Origin of the sequence: Veillonella sp. 20925_1_51, assembly GCF_041431445.1 — a bacterium.
Lineage (GTDB): Bacteria > Bacillota > Negativicutes > Veillonellales > Veillonellaceae > Veillonella > Veillonella nakazawae.
The window spans coordinates 489,283-511,755 of the sequence record NZ_JAPVXT010000001.1 but is presented as its reverse complement, the minus strand read 5'-3'; the positions used below and the strand labels follow the sequence as shown (position 1 = coordinate 511,755).

The following is a 22,473-nucleotide window of genomic DNA, read 5'->3' as shown; positions in this document are numbered from 1 at the left end:
TGCAGATATGGAGGCTTATGAATATGTCGTAAAAAATGAGAATAATGAAACAGTAAAAGGTTTGATGTGGGCAGATTCAGAACAGGAGGTCGGTACACGGTTAAAGCGCGATGGATATAAGATTTATAAAATCACTTTACAAGTAAATAAGAAAAAGCATAAGTGGAATCATACCATGGTGGTAGATGTAACTTATCAATTAGGACTACTCATCGAGTCTGGTGTGCCTTTACGGAGGGCATTACAGTTACTCTGTCATGGGAAGCAAGGGCTTTTATATACAGCCCTCTATGAATCGATTGAGAGAGGTCAAACCTTATCGCAAGCATTGCGTAGTGAAGGCTGCCCTGCGATAGCCTTAGCACTACTAGAAAGTGGAGAGGCAGCAGGCACTTTAGGTGAAAGCTTACAATACATTTCACGTCACTATGACTGGGAGCGACAATTGCGACAAAAGGTTATGAGTGCTATTTCTTATCCTATATTTCTTCTTCTCATGATGAACGTATTCTTTCTCGTTACCATCCTGTTTATCATTCCATCCTTTGAGAAGGTTTTTACTACCATGCATATTACATTACCATTGATGACACGAGCCCTCTTTGCATTAGGACAAGGGCTAAAGAATCATCCTATATTAGTCTTTATTATGCAGTGTGTAGGTATAGGCGCTTTAGTCTTTGCATACCATCAACATAGTATAAAACGCAAAGTACATCGTTGGCTTTGGCTGTTGGCTCACAGATACCAATGGATGACCTGCATTTACTATACAAGTATGCTAAAGGTTTGGGCCCTTTTGTTAGATTCTGGAATTTCTATTATTCATACTATGAATATCACAAGACCTTTATGGGGCAATATGTATGGTGCCGAATGTAGTGAGAAAGTAGAGGCAAAGTTATTAACGGGTCATTCTTTTGAAGAGAGCCTTAGATCTGAGAATATTGGAAATTCCTTTATATGGCAAATGATTTCTATTGGCGAGGAAAGTGGAGAGCTCGTTAAGATGCTACATCATTGTGGACATTACTATGAATCTATACTTTCAAAATATATCGCCCGACTAGAGAGGCTTTTAGAACCAATTTTGCTAACTGTAATGGGAATTGGTGTAGCTGTTTTAGTTGTATCTGTTATGTATCCATTATTTACGTCTATTGCTAAGTTGGGAGGACAATAGCTATTTATAGTTAGCACAATAGAGGTCAATATAAATGGATAGCTGTTATTTAATCATTATAAGGAGGATATTATGAGTTCTGTTATACATATGGTTCATGGTTTAAATTCTCGATTAGAACTATGTGGTCAATGGGTTTTAGACCACTTACATATTTCTCGTGTTCGGGAAAATCTCAAGAAGTCGAGAAAAGGGGGCTTTACCCTTGTTGAGTTAATGGTTGTGGTAGCCGTTATTGCCATATTGGCAGCTATTGCGATGCCACAATTTTTATCTGCTGCTGATAGAGCACGAAATGCGAAGGAAACGGCAGATATTCAAATCATAAAAAATGCAACGCAGCTCTATATGATCGACAAGAATGTAGATACACCACCAACTGTAGAAAATCTATATAAAGAAGGTTATCTTACAGAACATGTTAAGACTCCAAAGGATAAGGAATATACCATTACTTATGAAGTGGTTAATGGCGGTACGGCAAAAGCAGTTGTAGTTAAAGCACCTGACGCACCTTAACGTAACTTATATCTAGAATTTAATATCTAGCGTTGATTGTATGGAAGGACAAGGTATGAAAGGGACGCATTATGTTATAGCCCTGATCGTGTATATAGCATCCATAGTACTACCTATTATAGTTTCATCCCAGGTAATATCCTTTATTCACGTTGCTTTGTATGCTGTGTTTTCACTCATCATCATAGCAGGTGCTACCATCGATATGCATTACTATATATTACCTGATGAAGGGGCCTTAGTGCTTGTTATAGGTGGCATTTTGTACAGCTTTCTAAATGATAAGTCTATGCTTATAACGATTATAAGTGTTATGACTGTAGGTACTATTACATATGGACTTCGTCTTATTAGTCATAAAGGTTTTGGACTAGGCGATGTGAAATGGTTTTCTGCTATTTCCATGTGGCTTACGCCCTGGGAGATTATATGCTTTTTTTACGTAGCCTTTTGCGTTGGTTCTCTCTATCTCTTACTAACGAGCTATCGTAATCGATATATTCCATTTGGTCCCTTTCTATGCTTTGGTGGTTGGTGTGCCTTACATGGCGGGTCCTATATGGAGGTGTTATATCAATGGTTAAGGCACAACCTATACATCATCAGTTTGGCTCTTTGTTAGCCGAGTGGATTATTGCTATTAGTTTATTTTTACTTTTGATTTCTCTGTCTTTGCCTATTGTTACGACGCCCAGTCGTTATACCTTAAATGGAAGTACTCAAGAAGTGGTATATATGTTAAAAAAGGTTCAACTTTGGTCTATGCTTGGTCATAAGTCGAATGGGAAAGGGCGCATGTTATTTATATTAAATAAAGATAGCTATACCTTAGAGGAGGATGCGCATCATCATACAGTCGATATATCGTTACCTACAGGGATTGAAAATGTACAACCTTTAACGATTATCTCCTTTTCTTCTCTAGGACTGCCTTATGATGGAACGGAACTTATTTTACGGGATCGAGAAAGTGGTGAGAGAAATCGTATATGGATATCTGTGCAGACGGGACGTATTCGATGGGAAGAAGTACACTAAGGGATTTATGTATGGAGATGCCTTAGTATCAACAGCCATTATTATGTTTATATTGCCTGTTATACTATCTGTATTTTGGATGGCGACCCTGACAATCTATAAGGCTTATTATTGGGATTATATAGTACAAGACACTGTAACATATTTAGAGGAAAGTAAGTCCCAGTATTACAAAACAGGTCACATTCAAGAAGGGATTCATAACTCTCAATTTATTATGAGCCCTAGGGAATCTATTACTTATAAAACACACATAGAATCTACCGTAGAGAATGGCATTGCCCTACAACGATTAACTGTACAGGCCATAGATAATGAAACTATTGTGTATAGCTTATCTCTCGTTTTGGAGGAAATACGTTGAGTACTCATGATAAACAAAGTGGTTTTATTTTGTATTCCACACTTATGAGTATAACTATTTCTACTATCGTTCTAACCTTATTATTAGGGATAGTTTTTTACGGAGTTATGTGGAATGCAAAATTAATAGATAGTGTTGCGATGATGGAGGATGGCCGGTATACAAGGCGTATGGTTGTAGCTCAAATTATATGGAATCCTGTACAGGTAACTGTAGAGGATAGAAATAAGACTTTATATGTTCACGATACTAAACGGACTACATTAACTGTACAACGCCATGCGCTGTATAGAAAACTTACGGATGGCAGCTTGCAGCCGGTTAGTGGTAGCCGCATTATAGGTACAAAAGATAAGCGAAATGTGGGGTATACACAAGAGCATCCATTTAGTATAGATGAAAGTGAAACTATCCACATGCGTTGGTATATTACTAATCGATTTACTGGTGATAAGCAATATACTGCTGGATATGGAGGATTAGCTATATATGAAGTTTCTATAGGTCAAAGTAGTATATATGATTGGTATAAATATCATGAGGAACCGAGTCATGAACATGGGAGCCCATAATGATGGATTTATTACATATGTAGCGATACTTACAATGTCTTTTTTATTATTGTTAGCCTTTATGGGGCTGCGTATTGGTCAAATTTGTGAAGGTAATGCAATAGATGAATTGCATTTAGAAGAGGCACACTATGCAGCTCAAAGTGGAGCACATTGGTTTGTAGGCTATTGTAGAGCGGGTAATACATGGGACTTTCAGCAAAAGCTAATAGTAGCTGATGATGCGGACGTGGAAATAACGATTGAAGCTGACTCAGTATCAGAAAACCCTCGTCATGTTATGAGTTATGGGAAATTGAAGCGTCACAAAATTGTCAGTCGAGTACATATGTATGTGACGGTAGATAAGGATAATAATATGCATGTTATAAAGGTGAAACCATATTGAGGTGAATCTATGAAACGAAAAAAGAAAATACATACTGGAGTATGCATTACAGATGAACGTATTGTATGTGTTACAGCTCATGTAGAAAATAAAACTATGGTCATTACCGATGCACTAGAAATGAAACGCAGTGCACCTATTGATGAGGATATTCGAAAATTTATTGAAATGTATGATTTAGATGATGGTGCCTACAGTATTGTTGCAAATATTGATACACAAATGCATGTGGCACCTTATGATCCTCACGATTTTGATATGAAAGAGTTCATCAAGTGGAATGTAGAGGATTACTTTAGCTTTGATGGAGATTGCTTCCAAATGGATGCGTGTCGTCGAGAATATCCAAGACATAATTATCATATGTTTATGGTAGCTGTAGAGCGTCATTCATTAGAACTGTTAAAACAAGGAATAAGAGACACTTATGCTCCAGTAGATGTAATCGATTTTTGGCCTATCCCTATTTGTTACAGTTTGATGCGGCGTAGTGGGACTGTAACTGGCGTTGTTGAAAAGGGTGATTTACACTTATGGCTATGGTGGAACGATATATGTATTCAAGAATGTAGAATTCCAATTACTAGTACCGATGTATCAGAAGGGATAGAACAGCTTGAGACTAGATTGCAGGAGTTTGGCGTAGATGAAATACAAGGTATTAAGCTGTATGGTTTAGAACAGTTAACGGAAGAGGAACGAACGGATATGGAAGCTATTATTTCTATATATGGAGAGACGGACTATATTCCTCTACTATTTTTAGGTCGTGGTCGTAATCGGTGTAAACTAGGCCAACTAGATTGGGATATGGCCATTGGTATGGCAGCAAGGGGGCTTAAATGGATTGGCTTGGGCTGGTAAGGATAGACACATTAATTTAATGCCTCGTTCGTTACATTGGCATAGTATATGGCATAGATATCGATATTATCTATATGGAATGAGTATTATATACGGAATAGTAGGATTATTATCTCTAGGTTATTGCTGGACTAGTTACGAACATTATAAAGCTGAAAAATCAGAACTATTGAGTCTATTAGAAAATTCACAGTATCAGTCTATAGGGAAACAGTATGCAGATATAATAGCCGTTAAAGATCAAATTCTTAAGAATAGTTCAAAAAATAATACATCATCTATGATTCAAAATACTATAGTCCTATATGTCATTGATATAGCTATGGAGCAAGGTATTAGTTTACAGCACCTCCATATAAAAGATGGACAGATTAGTGTGGATGGTGTAGGTGTTACTGATGATGCGTGTCGTAAGTTTATAGCTAGTCTTCAACACAGATTAATAGGAATGGAGTGTCATGGAACAGTTAAAGCAGATAAAGGTATATATACATTCCATGTGGAAGGATCTAAAGGAGAGCACAACACATCCAGTAGAGAAGATACTAATGATCGTAATAGTGTGGAGCATCATCATTAGTAGTTCACTATATGGATTTATTAGTTTAAATCAGAAAGTTACTCAATTAAAAGAGCGACAAGAAAACTATGTTATTAAAATACATGCTGAGTCAGATTATATTGTATCTAAGGAAGCCAAATTGTTAGAGTCATTTAAGCAAAATAAGGTATCTAACACGAGTTCTAATACAAGTGTTTTTGATTCTTTGCAAGGAGAACCATTAATGATTGTTAGTACTGATGAGCATGAAGGTGTATTAGAGTTAACTGTATTAGGGAGTACAGAACGACTTATAAACTGGATTAATACTGTTGATGAGAAAGAACCTTCACGCCGTATAGAAATAGAGGACATAGAACGGAAAGGCAATGTAGTATATGTACATTGTGCAGTGAAACCAATTATGAGGTCTTAACATATAAATTATTTTTAGTAATACTAATAGAGACAGATTATAGAGAGTTAGTCTATAGTCTGTCTTTGTTTTTGTAGCATTTTATAGTACAATGAAGGATATGAAATAATAAGGGGCACATAAATAGATGATAATAAAACGCAATATTATGCTCATCGGTTCTATGGGAAGTGGCAAAAGTCATTTCGGTCGTAATCTTGCAGAACGCAAGGGATGGCAATTTGTAGATACTGATCGCGTATTAGAAGGTCGTTTTGGGTTGCCTATTGCTGAAATATTCAAGAAAATTGGAGAAAAAGCATTCCGTCGTGCTGAAATGGATGTACTTAAAAAGGTATGCTTATACCATGAAGCGGTTATATCTGTAGGTGGTAATTTTCCGATTGAACATCGTACGTTAAAAGTATTAAAAAAATACTCATATATTATTGGTATTCGCGCTGCACAATTTCGTATTGTGAGCCGTGTAAATCGCCGAATTGGGAAACGGCCAACTATGGATTACAATAATGTACATGCTTTTGTACACGCTATGATACTATCCTGGAAACCAGTATATAAGCAGTGTGATTTTGTACTAGATACAACAAATGGTCGGACCTATGATTTTATGCAACGTATTGAAGATGAATTATTTGCTTCAGGTGTGCAATTTAAAGCAAGACGTCAACCCAATGATATGAACAATGGAGATGATAAAGAATCATCTCAAGAACTAAAACTAAATAATTATGTTACTAGAAATACAAATGATAGTAGAATACCTAAGAAAATAGAAGCTCATAAACGAACTTCTCAAACATTAGGTTCTAATAAGGTAGGATCTAATAAGGTAGGACCTAATACATCTTGCTGTGATAAACGTCGTAAACAGAAGACATCTAATCAGACAGGTAAAGGACGTAAGTCAGAAGCTATATCCAAACAACATGCACCACAAGGGGGTAATGGATATGAGAAGAATCGCAATACTAACAAGCGGCGGAGACGCACCTGGCATGAACGCCGCCATCAGAGCGCTAACTAGAAAAGCAATCCATGAAGGGTTTGAAGTGTTCGGCGTTGAGCGGGGCTATTTAGGCATTATGGAAGAGCAATTTATTCCATTATCAAACCGCTCTGTAGGAGGCATTATTACTCAAGGTGGAACGATGCTAAAAACAGCTCGTTTTCCAGAGTTCCAAAATGAGGATGTTCAAAAAAAGGCCTATGATATATTGAAGTCTCATAGTATTGATCACCTTATTGTTATCGGTGGTGATGGATCTATGCGAGGCGCTACGAGTTTAGCGAAACTAGGTATGTCCACAATGACTATTCCTTGTACCATAGATAATGATATGGGTGGTACCCAATATACTATAGGTTTTGATACGGCGCTCAATACTGTGGTTGATGCGGTTGGTAGAATTCGTGATACTTCTAATTCACATGAACGAGTAGCCATTGTCGAAGTAATGGGACGTAAGGCCGGTCATATTGCGCTTAAAGCTGGACTTGCATGTGGTGCAGAAATTGTACTCGTTCCTGAAAATCCTATGCCCTTACATGAGGTGTGTCGCCATTTGAAGGAGACACAGATTCGTGGTAAAGAATATAGTGTGATACTCGTTGCAGAAGGTGCTTATAATAGTGGGGAAGTTAAATCCTATATTAAGGAACATACGGAATTTGATCCGAGCTTGACCGTATTGGGTTATTTACAACGCGGTGGCGGTCCATCTGCATTTGATGCTATTTTAGCGGCTCGTATGAGTGAAACCTGTATTGAGTTATTGATGAATGGTACAGATAATCGATTATTGGGCTATATAGATGGTCATATTCGTCCTATTTCCTATCAAGAGGCTGAAAGTCTTAATTTCCCTATCAATGATAAGGACTATACACTTTTATCAATCTTAAGCAGTTGATATTATCTAATGACCCGAAAGGGTCATTTTCTTTTTATCATCATTTATTCATTAATGAAATTATATTGCATAAAAGTAATTGGTGCTGTATAATTTAAAAATACTAATAGTATCATCATAAATAGATACTTTATTGGCAATATCTTCATCTTTTTATAAGGAGATTATAATGAAAGAATTCTTACAAAAGCATCGTAAACGCATTATTGCTGGTGCTGTTGTTCTTTGTGTTCTTGGTGGTGGTACATACTACTACATGCATAGTGAAGGTTCTAAGCAAACACAAAACTTATATACTACTGGCAAGGTAGAAAAGGGTGATGTAAAAACAAGTATTAGTGCTACAGGTACTATTAACCCTGTTAATTATGTAGACGTTTCTACGAATGTGGCTGGTAAACTTGAAAAAGTTTTAGTTAAAGAGAATGATCAAGTTACAGCTGGTCAAGTGATTGCCTATATTGATACACGTCAATTACAAGCCTCTGCAGATGATGCTCGTGCTGCATTATCTAAGGCGGAACTTGATATGAACCGCTATAAAGCATTAGCCGATCAAAATGCTATTGCTCAACAAACCTATGATGATTCTGTAACAGCTTATGAACGGGCAAAATCTACGTATGACCGTGCAGCAGCAGATTTAAATGATGCTACTATTACAGCGCCAATGTCTGGTACTGTTATTGGTACACCGTTGAAAGCTGGTCAAACTATCAGTACTGGCATTTCTACACAAATGATTATCGCTACGATTGCAGATTTAAGTGATTTAGAAATTTACCTAACTGTAGATGAAACAGATATTGGTAGTATTAAACAGGGTGCTAAAGTAGAATTTACAGTAGACTCTAAACCAGGTGAAACTTTCACAGGTTACGTGTCTGAAATTGCAAAAGGTACAAAAGGCAATATGGGCGCTACAAGCAATAGCGTTGTGTACTATACCGTAAAAGTTCAAATTCCTGAAAATATTTCCAACAATTTCTTACCATCTATGACGGCTCGTGCAACTATCTTTGGCGAAGACATTAAAAATACATTGGTAGTACCTCTTACTGCAGTGCGTACAGATAAGCAAGGGGAATATGTATATGTTATTAAAGATGGTCAACCAGTACGTACAGCTGTTTCTACAGGTGTAACTGGTGATACTAATGTACAAATTCTAAAGGGTTTATCTGAAGGTGATGAAATCATCGTAAGTGGTGATGTAACAGCACCTAAGAATAATAACCGTGGACCGTTCTAATAGTAGGTGAATATGAATCAAGCAGTAATCGATATACAAGGGATTACGAAGACCTATGTAAATGGTAAATTATCGGTGCCTGTTCTGCATGGTATTGATTTACAGGTCAACAAAGGCGAATTTGTGTCTATTATGGGGCCATCTGGTTCTGGTAAATCTACCTTTATGAACATACTTGGTTGTTTAGATAGACCAACAACAGGTTCATACCGCCTAAATGGCGATGAGGTTGCTACCTTATCCGACGATGAATTGGCCTTTGTACGAAACAAACAAATAGGCTTTGTATTCCAAAGTTTTAACTTATTAACAAAATTGACAGCCTTAGAGAATGTGGCGCTCCCTATGATTTATGCAGGGATGGATAAAAAGTCACGTAATGAACGTGCTGCAGCATTGTTATCCTCTGTTGGCCTTGGGGATCGTATGGATCACTTGCCATCTGAGTTATCTGGTGGTCAGCGTCAACGTGTAGCCATAGCTCGTGCGTTAGCGAATAATCCGGCTATCATCATGGCCGATGAACCGACAGGCAACCTTGACTCCAAGTCGACTATTGATGTTATGAATATCTTTAGAGGTCTCTATGATGAAGGGCGTACAATTATCCTCGTTACTCATGAACCTGAAATTGCAACCTATGCAAGTCGTAATGTAGTATTGCGTGATGGTTTGATTGTAGAGGATTCTCAAAATCTTAATATGACGCCTGTACAGGAGGTGCCACATGTATAAAGAGAGTTTCTTAATGGCATGGGCATCCCTCATTGCTAATAAAATGCGTTCCATTTTAACCATGTTAGGCATCATCATCGGTGTAGCTGCCGTAATTGCCTTAGTATCTATTGGTAATGGTGTAAAGCAAGATATTCAAAACTCCATCTCTAGCTTAGGATCTAATCTATTGATGGTTATGCCTGGGGCACCACGCACACCAGGGGTTCGACCTTCTGCAGGTTCTATGAAGTCTTTAAAGGTTTCTGATTACGAAGCGATTTCAAAATTGGATGGTGTAAGAGCTGCCAGTCCGATGACAAATGGTTCGTATGTAGTAATTTATCAAAATAAAAACTGGACCACTTCTGTATCTGGTGTTAGTTATAACTATTTAGATGTAAACAATTGGTCTATGAAATCTGGTCGCTTCTTATCTGAAAAGAATGTACAGAATCGTGAACGTGTGGCAGTAGTAGGTAAAACAGTTGTTAAAAATCTATTTGGTGATGAAGATCCAGTAGGTGCAGAAATTCGTGTTAAAAACATTCCGTTCCGTATCATTGGTGTCCTTAATAGTAAGGGCAGTGGTGCTATGGGTAATGACCAAGATGATATGGTTATTATCCCGTATACTACAGCTATGGAACGGGTAGAAGGTGTTGATTATCTTCGAATGATCTACGTAGTAGGTAAGGATGAAAACGGTATCGATCGTTTACAATCCGATATTGAAAACCTGTTGCGCGTACGTCATGGAATCAAGGATACTAATCTAGATGATTTCAATATTCAGAACATGAACTCCATCATGGAAACTATGGAGGAAACTACAGGAACATTAACATTATTCCTTGGCGCTGTAGCTGCTATCTCTCTCGTTGTTGGTGGTATCGGCATTATGAATATTATGCTCGTATCAGTAACAGAACGGACAAGAGAAATTGGGGTGCGTAAGGCTTTAGGTGCAACTTATAGTGTTATCGTTACACAGTTCCTTATCGAGGCTGTTGTTATCAGTCTGATGGGGGGCATTATAGGGATTATACTCGGCATAGGCTCATCTAAGCTGATTGGCATGGCTTCGGGTATGAGTACGGTTATATCTGTACCAACTATTGTAATGTCTTTTGCCTTTTCTATGGCAATAGGTTTGATCTTTGGTATTTATCCAGCTCGCAAGGCGGCAAAACTTAATCCAATTGATGCATTACATTATGAATAGTCTTAAATTGTAAGTGTGTATTTTTAAGAACATACTAATAAATAGATAGAGTTATTCGCATATGGTGCGTTGCATGATACAATATGTATGATGTAACGCACCATTTTTATATGCTTGTATGTAATTTGTGCTATATACTTATGAAACTTTCATACAAGCAATTTGTAATAAACGGGGTATGTAGATTACCTAATCTACGGGTAAGTATATTGAATGGAGAAACTTATGGCTACAACATTGTTAGAATATTTCAACGAATTACGAAATCAGAATCCATTTTCTTGGGTAAAAGATTCTGAAATTACAGCAGTTGAACCAGGTCATGCAGAAATGACCTTACAAACAAATGATACAGAGTATTGTAATTTCCGAGGGGATTTACATGGTGCCGTTTGTATTGGTTTAGCAGATAGTGTAATGGGGACCGCTTGTTTCACATTGGGCAAATCTGTTAGCACTATTGATCTTAATGGTAACTATGTGAAAGCTGTTAAGGGTGGTACTGTATTGCGTGGCGTAGCCAATGTAGAGCATAATGGTAAAACAACTATGGTTGCTACAGCACGTATCTATAATGAATTAGGTGAACTAGTTCATTTAGCACGTGGTACATTTTTTGTACTAGAAGAGAAGTCATTACCTGAATTACCATGGCGTTTTATTGAAGAAGACAACCCTGATTTGGTATAATATAGTTTAGACTTTTAAATATAGGAGGATGCTTTAATGAAAGAAGAATTACAACGGATTAAGGCTGAAGCTCTTGATGCGATTAAAGGGTTGACAGATATACAATCACTGCAAGATATACGCGTTAAATATTTAGGTAAAAAAGGTGAGGTAACGGCATTACTAAAAGGTCTTGGTAAATTATCTCCAGAAGAACGCCCGAAGGCTGGCGCCCTCGTTAATGCTGTTCGTGAAGCATTAGAAGCCGAAATTGATACGGTTAAAGTTCGTATGGAAACGGCAGAGTTAAACGCTCGTTTAGAACAAGAACGCATCGATATTACATTGCCTGGTCGTGCACAAAAAGCTGGTCATATCCATCCATTAACTAAGGTTAATGAAATGATTGAGGACTTCTTCATGAAAATGGGGTATACCGTTGAAGAGGGGCCAGAAATTGAACAGGATTACTTTAACTTCGAATGCTTAAACTTGCCTAAAGATCATCCTGCACGTGATATGCAAGATTCCTTCTATATTACAGAAAACTTCTTATTGCGTACGCATACATCTCCAGTACAAGCTCGTACAATGCAACGTCATGAGCCTAACAGCCCAATCCGTATGATTGCGCCTGGTAAGGTTTATCGTTGGGATTATGATGCAACACATTCCCCAGTATTCCATCAAGTGGAAGGTCTCATCATCGATGAGCATATTACATTTGCTGATTTGAAAGGCACATTAGAGTCCTTCTTACGTCATATGTATGGGGATGAAACAAAAGTACGTTTCCGTACAAGCTTCTTCCCATTCACAGAACCATCTGCAGAAGTAGATATTTCCTGTGTAATGTGTGGTGGTGAAGGTTGCCGTGTATGTTCTCATACAGGTTGGCTTGAAATCTTAGGATGTGGTATGGTTCATCCAGATGTATTGCGTATTAATGGGTACGATCCTGAAAAGGTTAAAGGCTTTGCCTTTGGTATGGGCGTAGAACGTATTGCTATGCTTTTATATGGCATTAATGATTTACGTCTATTCTTTGAAGATGATGTACGATTCTTGGAACAATTTTAGGAGGAACTCATGAAAGCAAGTTTACAGTGGATGAACGAATACGTGCCTGTGGATATGAATCGTCCTGCTCAAGAATTGGCCGATGAATTAACACAAGCAGGGATTCCTGTAGAAGATGTCATTGCTATGGATAATGGCATTAAGAAAATTTATACTGGTAAAATCGTAGAAATCACAAAACATCCAGATGCAGATAAATTACAAGTATGTCAAGTTGAATGCCTTACTGAAGAAGGTGAGCCTGTTACAAAACAAATCGTAACAGCAGCAACAAATGTAGCGGTAGGTCAAATCGTACCTGTAGCGTACCATAAATCTCGCTTAGCTGATGGAACAGAAATTAAAAAAGGTAAATTGCGCGGCGAGGTATCTGAAGGTATGTTCTGTTCTGTTGCAGAATTTGGTATCTCCAGCGATTTAGTATTGCCAGAAGAAGCACAAGGTATTTATATCTTTCCTAAAGGCACACCAATCGGCCTTGATGTAAAAGATGTATTAGGCTTAAACGACATAGTATATGAATTTGAATTGACTGCAAACCGTGCGGACTGTTTCTCCATGGTTGGTTTATCCCGTGAATTCGGCATGATGACAAATCAAAAAGCTTTATTCCCTGTTATCATGGTTAACGAAAATGGTGAGTCCATTGAAGGCAAAGCATCTGTATCTATCGAAGCGGATGATCTTTGCACGCGATTCATGTCTCGTATCGTTACAGATGTAAAGGTTGAACCATCCCCATTGTGGATGCAAAATCGTTTGCGTAACAGCGGCATCCGTCCTATTAATAATGTGGTAGACGTAACAAACTATGTTATGTTAGAACTTGGTCAACCTATGCATGCCTATGACTATGACCATGTAAAAGGGCATCAACTAGTGGCAAGACGTGCTAAAAATGGAGAAGTTCTTGTTACACTTGATGGTTCTGAACGTGAATTAAATGATTCTATGCTTATTATTGCCGATGCAGAACGCCCTGTAGGTGTAGCTGGTATCATGGGTGGCTTTGATAGCGAAGTAACAAATGAAACTACTACTGTTATGCTTGAAGCTGCTGTGTTTAATGGACCATCCATTCGCCGTACTGCAAAAGCGCTTGGTATGCGTTCTGAAGCATCTGGACGTTTTGAACGTGGCGTAAACCATAAATACACTGCTTATGCTATCGACAGAGCAGCACAGTTGTTGCAACAAATTTGCCCATCCTGTAAAGTTGATGTAGGCATTATCGATGTGTACAAGAACCCTGTAGAGCAACATACAGTTACTTTCACAGCAAATCAAATCAACGATTACTTGGGTACAAATATCGAAAAAGACGAAATGGTTCGCATTTTGACTGCTCTTGAATTCGTTGTAACTGAAGAAGGGGACCAATTATCTGCCCTCGTTCCAACATGGCGCGGTGACGTAACAGTAATGCCTGATATCGCTGAAGAGGTAGCTCGTATTTATAACTATGATAATATTGCTCCTACAATTCCTGTAGCCGTATTGTCCTCTGGTGGTATGACGCCTAAGAAAGCTCTTACGAAAGAGGTAACACATACGTTAGCTAAATTGGGTATGACTCAAATCATTACATTTAGCTTTATGCATAAAGATGGTCTTTCCAATATGATGCTTCCTGAAGGGGATAGTCGTTATACAGCCATTCCAATTTTGAACCCTATTTCCGAAGAATTCCCTTATATGCGTACTACATTGGTACCAGCTGTTATTGAAGCAGCCAAACGCAATATTGCGCAACAAAATAAGGATCTTTGGTTATTTGAAACAGCGAATGTATATGAACCAAAAGCATTGCCTTTGACAGAGGTACCTCATGAACGCCCTATGGCTTGTGGTATCTTGATGGGCAAAGCAAACCAAGCTGGCTGGAATCAAGCAGAACGCACTACAGATTTCTATGATGTAAAAGGTATCGTAGATGCGTTGTTGGCTGAACTAGGTGTTAAAGGCTACGAAATTAATCGTGGCACTGAACCTTACTTCCACCCTGGTGTAAGTGCTCAATATGTAGTTGATGGTAAAATGATTGCTCAATATGGTGAATTACATCCACAAGTGAGTAAAAACTTTGATTTACCAGGAAAAGTATACATGTTTGAAATCGATTTGGAAGCAGTATTATCCTTAACGATTCCACCATTCCGCTATACATCTTTCAGTAAATTCCCAGGTACTAGCCGTGACCTTGCTATCGTAGCACCAGTGTCCGTATCTAGTGGTGAAATTTTATCTATCATTAAAGAGCATGGTGGTGAATATTTAGAAAGTGCATCTATCTTCGACGTTTACGAAGGTGAACATATCGAAGCTGGTTACCGCAGTCTTGCATACAACTTGCAATTCCGCTCTATGGAAGGCACGTTGAATGATGAAGATATTGATGGTAACATTCAAGCTATTATCGATGCATTAGCAGAAATTAACTGCAGATTACGTTAATCTCAAGCAGTATATTGAAAGGGTTTACCGTATGGTAAACCCTTTTAGTACTATAGTTATACCTTTAGTTAGGTAGAAAGGATTATCCATGGAATTATTGGCTCCTGCCGGTACGATGGAAAACTTTATAGCCGCTTTAGAATCTGGGGCTGATGCTATTTATCTTGGCGGTAAAGGCTTTAATGCTCGCGCTCATGCAGCGAACTTTGGCATTGAAGAACTAGCTGAGGCTATTCGTTTGGCTCATATTTTAGATGTGTCCGTATATGTAACCGTAAATATCCTCATAGGTGATTCCGAATTAAAGGATCTCGAGGCGTATTTAAAGGACTTAGAGCGCATCGGTGTGGATGCTATTATTGTTCAAGATTTAGCAGTTGCTAAATTGGCACAACGAGTGGCGCCTAAACTTCACTTGCATGGCAGTACGCAGATGACGGCGGCTACATTAGATGCTGTTCGTTTTTATGAAAGCCTCGGTTTTACCCGTGTTGTGTTAGCCCGTGAATTGAGCCTTGCAGAAATTGAACATATTTGTAAAAACTGTACAGCTGAAATCGAAGTCTTTGTACATGGTGCCTTATGTGTGTGCTATTCTGGTCAATGCTTGATGAGTTCTTTTATCGGTGGTCGCAGTGGCAACCGTGGTGCCTGCGCACAACCTTGCCGTTTGCCTTATGAACTATTGGATTCTTCTGGCACTAGTTTGCTACCTAAACACGAAGCCTATTTACTAAGTCCAAAGGATCTTAACTATAGTGAGCATATGAATGAGCTCGTAGCTGCCGGTGTTACGTCCTTTAAGGTAGAAGGACGTATGAAAAAGGTTTCCTATGTGCGTCAAGTCATTGGGACCTATCGTCATATTTTAGATACGGCTCATATGGATGCTGCTGATGCCGATGCATTGGCGTCTGGGTTTAATCGTGGCTTCTCTACAGATTATTTAACAGACCATGTAGGGAAATCTATGATGACTGTTGTAGCTCCAAATAATCAAGGCAAATTAATTGGTAAAGCAGAGGTCAAAAAGGGACAAGTTCATTTATTCCTAACAGAACCAATTGAAAAAGGATCACTTTTAAAGGTAATGCAAGATTCTGGTAGTATTACGTATTATCAAATTGATCAAAATTGGTCCTTAATGGATGAAAAGCATTTTGTAGGCAAACCTGATGAAGGGTTTGCAGCGGGACAAGTATTTTTAGCATCTACGCCAAAATCTCAAAAGCAACGAGGCTTACAAGATTTTAGTGCTAAATTAGAGGTACATGGTTATCTATCTATTAATACAGACCGAGAACAACCTTGCACAGACCTTACCTTTGTATTAAATGATGGTCGTACTGTGACAGTATCTAATGAGTTTGAACCTGTTTATGCTAATAACAAACCGACTACATTAGAGAAGGTTACAGACCAAGTAGGTAGATTAGGCAATACATTGTTTACGCTTGGCTCTATGTCTATTCCTGAAGGGCCTTATATGTGGCCAGCTAGTGTGTTAAATGCATTGCGCCGAGATGCTGTAGAAGCACTAGAAAACTTATTGATTACAAACCATGAAACGGCTTGGGCTGAGCTGGCTGTAGAGCCTCAAGATATGTCATCTATGGTTGCTAAGGGTAAGGTCCAATATTCTGAGCCTATGGTGAGTGCTCGCATTGATGAGCTAGAGGCTGTGAAAGCAGCTATTGAAGGGGGCGCTAAGAAGATTATCTTCGGTGGTGACCGTTTACAACGTAAGCCTTATGAACTTAGCATCTACGAGCAAGTAGCTAAGCTTTGCAAAGACCATAATGTACTTTGTGTATTTGCTACCCCTCGGGTTGTGAAAGATGATGAAGTAAAGGCGTATATGAATACCCTTAAGGCTATAGTTGAGGCGAAACCAGATAGTATTTCTATTCATGTCCCTCAAGCGTTATTGTGGCTTCGTGACTTAGGGTATACAGGTGCTATTGAAGCTGATACAGGTCTTAACATATTTAACGGCTCTGCACTACAAGTATGGCAAGACTTTAATATGAGTAGCATAGCACCATCATTAGAGTTAACCTTGGCACAACTTGTTAACTTGCAAAAATCTACTAATTTGCCATTAGAAATTATGGTTCATGGGTATACGGAAATGATGATTTCTGAATACTGTGCTATCGCTAGCTTTGTAGGGACTGGTAAAAAAGAAAATTGCCCTATGCCGTGCGTAACAGAAGATTACGCATTGAAGGACCGTAAAGGGGAAGTGTTCCCACTTCGTACGGATCCCTATTGCCGTATGCATATTATGAATAGTCATGAAATGGATATGCGTGCCTATGTGCCAGAGTTACATCGAAAAGGGCTACATATTTTGCGCATCGATGGACGTCATATGGATCCAAAGAGATTGCGTATTATCGTATCAGATTATGTATCTATTCAAAATGGAACAAAAGAGGCTCCGCCTAAGAGTGTAGGCAAGGATGATACGCCTATTACAAGGGGCCACTATTTTAGAGGTATTTTATAAAAGAGGTAGTACATTGTTTAACGAAGATGTATTAGACTTTCACCATATAAAAGAACAATTACAACAACATTGTAGTTCTACCATTGCTAAAGAATTAGCCATGCACATCGAACCTATGACAGATGCGAAAGCCATTCAAGAGAATCTTGATGAAACGGCAGAAGCCATGCGTTCTTTGCAAACTGAGGTAGAACAACCGTTAGGCGGTACGCGAGATATTCGCGAATCCTGTAAAAAGAGTCGTAAAGACTTTGTCCTTACTCGTGAAGCATTGTGGGATATTTACTTGACCATTGGTGCTTATAAGCGCATGACAAAGTTCTTTAGAACGAAATATATGGAATATCCTTTGCTATCCTTATGGGTACAGGATATGCCAAATACAGATCGCATTGAAAACCGATTTAAACGCGTCTTTGATGAAAAAGGGGAATTGCTTGATACAGCATCTCCTAAGTTGGCGAGCCTTAGAAATACGATTATTAAAACTCGGGAAAAGATTAAAAATGATATTCAAGCTATCTTACACGACAAGGATAATCAGAAGTATTTCCAAGAAGCGATTATTACACAGCGTAACAATCGCTATGTAATCCCTGTAAAACAGGAATATCGCCAATATTTTGATGGTCTTATTCACGACCGTTCTGCAACGGGTCAAACACTCTATATTGAACCGATGCGCTTGGTGAATCTAAATAATGAATTACAAGAGGCATTGATTGGTGAAGAGCAAGAAGTATTGCGCATTTACCGTGAATTATCAGCCCTTGTAAAACAACATAGTAATGATTTGATGGATGCTTGTGAAAAGGTATCCCATATCGAATTTGTATATGGTAAGGCGAGCCTTGCTATTTCCTATAAGGGTGTACCGGCCATCTTGAGTACTGATAGAACTGTCAATCTCATGAGAGCTCGGCACCCATTAATCCCACCGAATGTGGTAGTACCTACAAATATTCAATTAGGTACATCGTACCGTATTTTATTGATTACTGGGTCTAATACAGGCGGTAAAACAGTATCCCTTAAAACATTAGGGTTATTGAGTTTAATGAACCAATGTGGTCTATTTATTCCTGCAGACCACGGCTCAATGTTGCCTATATTCCAAAATATCTTTGCCGATATTGGGGATGAACAAAGTATTGAGGCTAGCCTTAGTACGTTCTCTGCTCATATGACACAAGTTATTTCCATTATTAAACATTGTGGCCCAAATGACTTGGTATTGCTGGATGAGCTTGGATCCGGTACAGATCCAGAGGAAGGTAGTGCACTTGCTGTATCTATCCTCGAGTTCTTCCGTAAAAAAGGTGCCCTTATGATGGTAAGTACCCATTATAATGAGCTTAAAAACTATGCATACCATACAGAAGGAATCGAAAACGGCCATGTAGAATTTGATGAGCGCACCTTAAAACCAACATATCGACTTCATATCGGTGTAGCTGGTAGTAGCCATGCGTTGAGTATTGCGGCCCGTTTAGGTTTGCCAAAAGATATCGTAACGCGTGCTGCAGAGTATAAATCTCAATTTGGTAGCCATGAAATGGAAGAAGTCCTTTCAGATTTGAATGAGCAACTTCGTAAGGCATCTGAACGGGAAAGAGCCTTAAAGAAAGAGCTTGATGAAACACGTCGCATGCGTGGTCAATTAGAGAAGGAAAAGAAACAGTTTAACGAAAAGCGTAAACAAATCTTAACCAAAGCACAAGCTGATGCAGAATCTATGAAACGTAGCTTACGCGTCGAAGGGGAAGCGATTATCAAGCAATTGAAATCGCAATTCTCTGAAACAAATAAGGATAAGCGTCAATCTGCTATTAATGCTGCACGTAAGGGTATCTCTAATGTACATATACCAGAATCTCCAGTAGATGATGATCGTAAATCTTTGACTGCAGATACTATTAAGGTAGGCCAAGCAGTATATGTTACAACTTTACGCTCATTAGGTACCGTATTAGCTATCAATGGCAATCGTGTGAATGTAGATATTAATGGACTAACAGCTACTGTAAAGGTTAGCGAATTACAATCTACTACACGTGAAGAAGGAAATAAGCTTGAACGGGAACAAAAAGCAGCTATGCCTAAGACTAGAAAGCGTATGGGGGGCTCTGCCGTACAACGCCAAAAAGAGGTTCGTACTGAAATCAATATTCTTGGACAAACGGTAGATGAAGCGACAGTTTCTGTTGGTAGATTTATTGACCAAGCTTTACTTGGTGGTGTTAATCAAGTGCGCATTATTCACGGTAAGGGGACTGGCGCATTACGAGAAGGTGTACATCAATATTTGCGTACCTTACCGCATGTAGCTCATTTTGAAACGGCAGGCTATGATGAAGGTGGTGCAGGGGCTACCAATGTAGTTCTTAAATAAAAGTATATACATATTCTATTTATCATTGTACATCAGTAAGTTGCGGATGATTGTATAGTTATAAAGCAATAAAAAAGGTAGTAAGTTCTTAGAGCTTACTACTTTTTTACGTAAAAGAAAGGAGCGGAACACATGTTCCGCTCCTTTAGCGTATGAGATTAACGATCTTTTTTACTAGACTTTTTACTTTTCGATGAATTAGATTTTTGTTCAGTTGCATCATCTTTTGAGCCACTGTCATCTTTTACAGCTTCATCTTTTGACTTGTCTTTATCGTCTTTTTTGTCTGCTTTTTCGTCCTTAGCAGCTTCTTTTTTAGGCTGTGCTTTTACAGGATTATAATAACCTTCAGAAACAGCTGATTGAGCGCTAGCAGGAACGGAGAAGTCAGATGCAGGGGTGTTGGCAAGTGCATTAGCCATGAATTGACCCCACATAACAGCTGGTGTAGTACCACCTGTCATACCGTGTAATGTTTCAGAACCGTAGTCGTCACCAATCCAAACGGCAGCTACGAGATCAGGTGTATAACCAATGAACCAAGCATCTTTGGAATCATCTGTTGTACCTGTTTTACCAGCTGCAGGGCGACCGATTGCTGCATTACCACCAGTACCGCCACTGATAACAGATTCTAGCATGCTAGTAATGATTGCTGCATCTTTTTCATCTACAACACGTTTTTCTTGAATAGAGTTTTCTTCCACAACTTGACCATTGCGGTCTACAATTTTAACGATTGCCGTAGGTTGAACCTTGATACCACCATTAGCGAGTACACCATAAGCTTGAACCATTTCAAGAGGTGTTACACCGTGAGTTAAACCACCAAGTGCAGTAGACAAGTTATTATCTTGATCTGTAAGGGTAGTGATACCCATTTCTTTGGCAAGTTTAATAATCTTAGACATGCCTACTTCATCAGCAACTTTTACGGCAGCTACGTTACGAGAATGTTGTAATGCATAGCGATATGTCATATTACCTTCGAAGTCATTTTCATAGTTTTTAGGGCTCCAGTTACCAAATGTAACAGGGCTATCATCTACGATAGAACCAGGAGTTTTACCAGATTGAATAGCGGCTAAATATACAAATGGTTTCATAGCGGAACCTGGTTGACGTTCTGCTTGTGTAGCACGGTTAAATGCATCATCACCACGGCCACCAACCATAGCCATAATGTAACCATTATGAGGGTTCATAGCTACGATAGCACCTTGTGGTTGATGTAAACCATTGCTATCAGTGTAGTAATTAGGCAAGTTTTGCATTGCTGCTACAGCTGCATTTTGTGCATCCATATCAAGAGTTGTATAAATTTTTAAACCATCTTTATAGATTGCATCGTCGCCATATTTTTCAGAAACTTGTGCAATAACATAGTTGATGAAGTAAGATGCATTAGATTTTTCATGCGTTTGTTCTTGTTTTGCCACCAAGCCTAAATCTGCTTGACGTGCTTCATCAGCTTGCTCTTGTGTAATGTAACCGTATTTAACCATTTGGCCTAATACAACAGCTTGACGTTTTTTACTAGCTTCCAAATCATTGAATGGAGAGTAGTAGTTAGGACTTTGTGGTAAGCCTGCAATGAGTGCTGCTTGAGCTAGCGTTAATTGGCTAGCATCCTTACCAAAGTATACATGAGCTGCAGATTGGACACCGTATGCACCTTGGCCAAAGTAAATTTGGTTCATGTACATTTCAAGGATTTCATCCTTAGTGTAATGTTGTTCAATTTTAAGTGCTAGCAATGCTTCAGAAATTTTACGTTTAAATGTTCTGTCTTGAGATAAGAATGCATTACGCGCTAACTGTTGAGTGATTGTAGAACCACCTTCAGATACGCCACTATGAACAAGGTTAACCCATACAGCACGCAAGATACCAACAGGGTCGATACCATGATGGGAATAGAAGCGAGAGTCCTCAGTAGCAACAAAGGCATTTTGTAAATCCTTTGGTACATCTTTTAAAGGCACTGGCAATCTGTTTTCTGTGGAATGAACCGTTGTGATGAGATTACCATGGACATCGTAAATTTGAGACGATGCGGAAGGACGTACATTGGATACATCTGGTAGGTTAGACAGTGTGGCACTGATAAAACCACAGCCACCTCCGGCTACGATGAGTATAAGGAGAAGGGCACAAATCCAAAATAGACGCTTCGGACTTGTTTTCTTCGGTGTAGAGCCGCTACCGTTAGTACGGCGGCTGCTTCTCGCATTTGAGTTATTACTCATAGAGTCACCTCTTTTTTCTTTTGTTAGTAAATATAACGTAAATTCTATTACGCAGTTATAAATATTATATCATAAATGGCTTAAAACCAATACTATATATATAATTGT

21 protein-coding genes are annotated in these 22,473 nt (G+C 38.7%); 20 read left to right on the top strand and 1 reads right to left on the bottom strand.

The window, feature by feature from the left end:
• The first annotated feature begins 7 nt into the window (after positions 1 to 7).
• The 20 genes from O3607_RS02385 (at position 8) to O3607_RS02290 (ending at position 20,116) form a co-directional block, all read left to right on the top strand.
• Positions 8 to 1,183 carry a type II secretion system F family protein gene (locus O3607_RS02385; RefSeq protein WP_060924229.1) on the top strand — a complete coding sequence of 392 codons (1,176 nt, stop codon included), beginning with the start codon at positions 8 to 10 and terminating at the stop codon, positions 1,181 to 1,183.
• A 72-nt stretch (positions 1,184 to 1,255) separates the two neighbouring features.
• Positions 1,256 to 1,702, top strand: a complete 447-nt coding sequence (locus O3607_RS02380; RefSeq protein WP_256440057.1) for a competence type IV pilus major pilin ComGC — start codon at positions 1,256 to 1,258, stop codon at positions 1,700 to 1,702.
• A gap of 40 nt (positions 1,703 to 1,742) precedes the next feature.
• Positions 1,743 to 2,324 carry an A24 family peptidase gene (locus tag O3607_RS02375; RefSeq protein WP_024064538.1) on the top strand — a complete coding sequence of 194 codons (582 nt, stop codon included), beginning with the start codon at positions 1,743 to 1,745 and terminating at the stop codon, positions 2,322 to 2,324.
• The gene (locus tag O3607_RS02370) at positions 2,279 to 2,740 is read left to right on the top strand and encodes a hypothetical protein (protein ID WP_060924232.1); all 462 of its coding nucleotides are present in this window, start codon (positions 2,279 to 2,281) and stop codon (positions 2,738 to 2,740) included. The genes O3607_RS02375 and O3607_RS02370 overlap by 46 nt, the downstream gene beginning before the upstream one ends.
• A gap of 7 nt (positions 2,741 to 2,747) precedes the next feature.
• Positions 2,748 to 3,104, top strand: a complete 357-nt coding sequence (locus O3607_RS02365; protein ID WP_371443251.1) for a hypothetical protein — start codon at positions 2,748 to 2,750, stop codon at positions 3,102 to 3,104.
• A gap of 107 nt (positions 3,105 to 3,211) precedes the next feature.
• Positions 3,212 to 3,676, top strand: coding sequence for a hypothetical protein (locus tag O3607_RS02360; protein ID WP_285364932.1), 465 nt, complete (start codon positions 3,212 to 3,214; stop codon positions 3,674 to 3,676).
• On the top strand, positions 3,657 to 4,064 hold the full coding sequence (locus O3607_RS02355) for a hypothetical protein (RefSeq protein ID WP_105093879.1): 408 nt from the start codon (positions 3,657 to 3,659) through the stop codon (positions 4,062 to 4,064). Before O3607_RS02360 ends, O3607_RS02355 begins: the two co-directional genes overlap by 20 nt.
• Positions 4,065 to 4,073: 9 nt before the next feature.
• Entirely contained in the window at positions 4,074 to 4,928 is an 855-nt protein-coding gene (locus tag O3607_RS02350; RefSeq protein WP_371443250.1) for a hypothetical protein, read from the top strand.
• On the top strand, positions 4,912 to 5,508 hold the full coding sequence (locus O3607_RS02345; RefSeq protein ID WP_371443249.1) for a fimbrial assembly protein: 597 nt from the start codon (positions 4,912 to 4,914) through the stop codon (positions 5,506 to 5,508). Before O3607_RS02350 ends, O3607_RS02345 begins: the two co-directional genes overlap by 17 nt.
• Positions 5,509 to 5,713: 205 nt before the next feature.
• The gene (locus tag O3607_RS02340; protein WP_129823105.1) at positions 5,714 to 5,905 is read left to right on the top strand and encodes a hypothetical protein; all 192 of its coding nucleotides are present in this window, start codon (positions 5,714 to 5,716) and stop codon (positions 5,903 to 5,905) included.
• Positions 5,906 to 6,032: 127 nt separating this feature from the next.
• On the top strand, positions 6,033 to 6,932 hold the full coding sequence (locus O3607_RS02335; protein ID WP_371443248.1) for a shikimate kinase: 900 nt from the start codon (positions 6,033 to 6,035) through the stop codon (positions 6,930 to 6,932).
• Positions 6,904 to 7,818, top strand: a complete 915-nt coding sequence (locus tag O3607_RS02330; protein ID WP_316058798.1) for an ATP-dependent 6-phosphofructokinase — start codon at positions 6,904 to 6,906, stop codon at positions 7,816 to 7,818. Before O3607_RS02335 ends, O3607_RS02330 begins: the two co-directional genes overlap by 29 nt.
• A 169-nt stretch (positions 7,819 to 7,987) precedes the next feature.
• Positions 7,988 to 9,070 carry an efflux RND transporter periplasmic adaptor subunit gene (locus O3607_RS02325; RefSeq protein WP_314109016.1) on the top strand — a complete coding sequence of 361 codons (1,083 nt, stop codon included), beginning with the start codon at positions 7,988 to 7,990 and terminating at the stop codon, positions 9,068 to 9,070.
• Between the two features lie 12 nt (positions 9,071 to 9,082).
• Positions 9,083 to 9,805 carry an ABC transporter ATP-binding protein gene (locus O3607_RS02320; RefSeq protein ID WP_005386312.1) on the top strand — a complete coding sequence of 241 codons (723 nt, stop codon included), beginning with the start codon at positions 9,083 to 9,085 and terminating at the stop codon, positions 9,803 to 9,805.
• Positions 9,798 to 11,009, top strand: a complete 1,212-nt coding sequence (locus O3607_RS02315; protein ID WP_195185838.1) for an ABC transporter permease — start codon at positions 9,798 to 9,800, stop codon at positions 11,007 to 11,009. The genes O3607_RS02320 and O3607_RS02315 overlap by 8 nt, the downstream gene beginning before the upstream one ends.
• 225 nt (positions 11,010 to 11,234) lie before the next feature.
• Positions 11,235 to 11,699: a PaaI family thioesterase gene (locus tag O3607_RS02310; protein WP_024061874.1), complete on the top strand. Its 465-nt coding sequence runs from the start codon at positions 11,235 to 11,237 to the stop codon at positions 11,697 to 11,699.
• Between the two features lie 36 nt (positions 11,700 to 11,735).
• Positions 11,736 to 12,758, top strand: a complete 1,023-nt coding sequence (gene pheS / locus O3607_RS02305) for a phenylalanine--tRNA ligase subunit alpha (protein ID WP_005386321.1) — start codon at positions 11,736 to 11,738, stop codon at positions 12,756 to 12,758.
• A gap of 9 nt (positions 12,759 to 12,767) precedes the next feature.
• Positions 12,768 to 15,212 carry a phenylalanine--tRNA ligase subunit beta gene (gene pheT / locus O3607_RS02300; protein WP_371443247.1) on the top strand — a complete coding sequence of 815 codons (2,445 nt, stop codon included), beginning with the start codon at positions 12,768 to 12,770 and terminating at the stop codon, positions 15,210 to 15,212.
• A gap of 88 nt (positions 15,213 to 15,300) precedes the next feature.
• Entirely contained in the window at positions 15,301 to 17,724 is a 2,424-nt protein-coding gene (locus tag O3607_RS02295) for a DUF3656 domain-containing protein (RefSeq protein ID WP_371443246.1), read from the top strand.
• A 13-nt stretch (positions 17,725 to 17,737) separates the two neighbouring features.
• Positions 17,738 to 20,116, top strand: a complete 2,379-nt coding sequence (locus O3607_RS02290; protein ID WP_371443245.1) for an endonuclease MutS2 — start codon at positions 17,738 to 17,740, stop codon at positions 20,114 to 20,116.
• A gap of 158 nt (positions 20,117 to 20,274) precedes the next feature.
• Here the strand turns inward: O3607_RS02290 and O3607_RS02285 are convergent, their stop codons facing one another.
• On the bottom strand, positions 20,275 to 22,365 hold the full coding sequence (locus tag O3607_RS02285; RefSeq protein ID WP_371443244.1) for a transglycosylase domain-containing protein: 2,091 nt from the start codon (positions 22,363 to 22,365) through the stop codon (positions 20,275 to 20,277).
• Positions 22,366 to 22,473 lie beyond the last annotated feature (108 nt).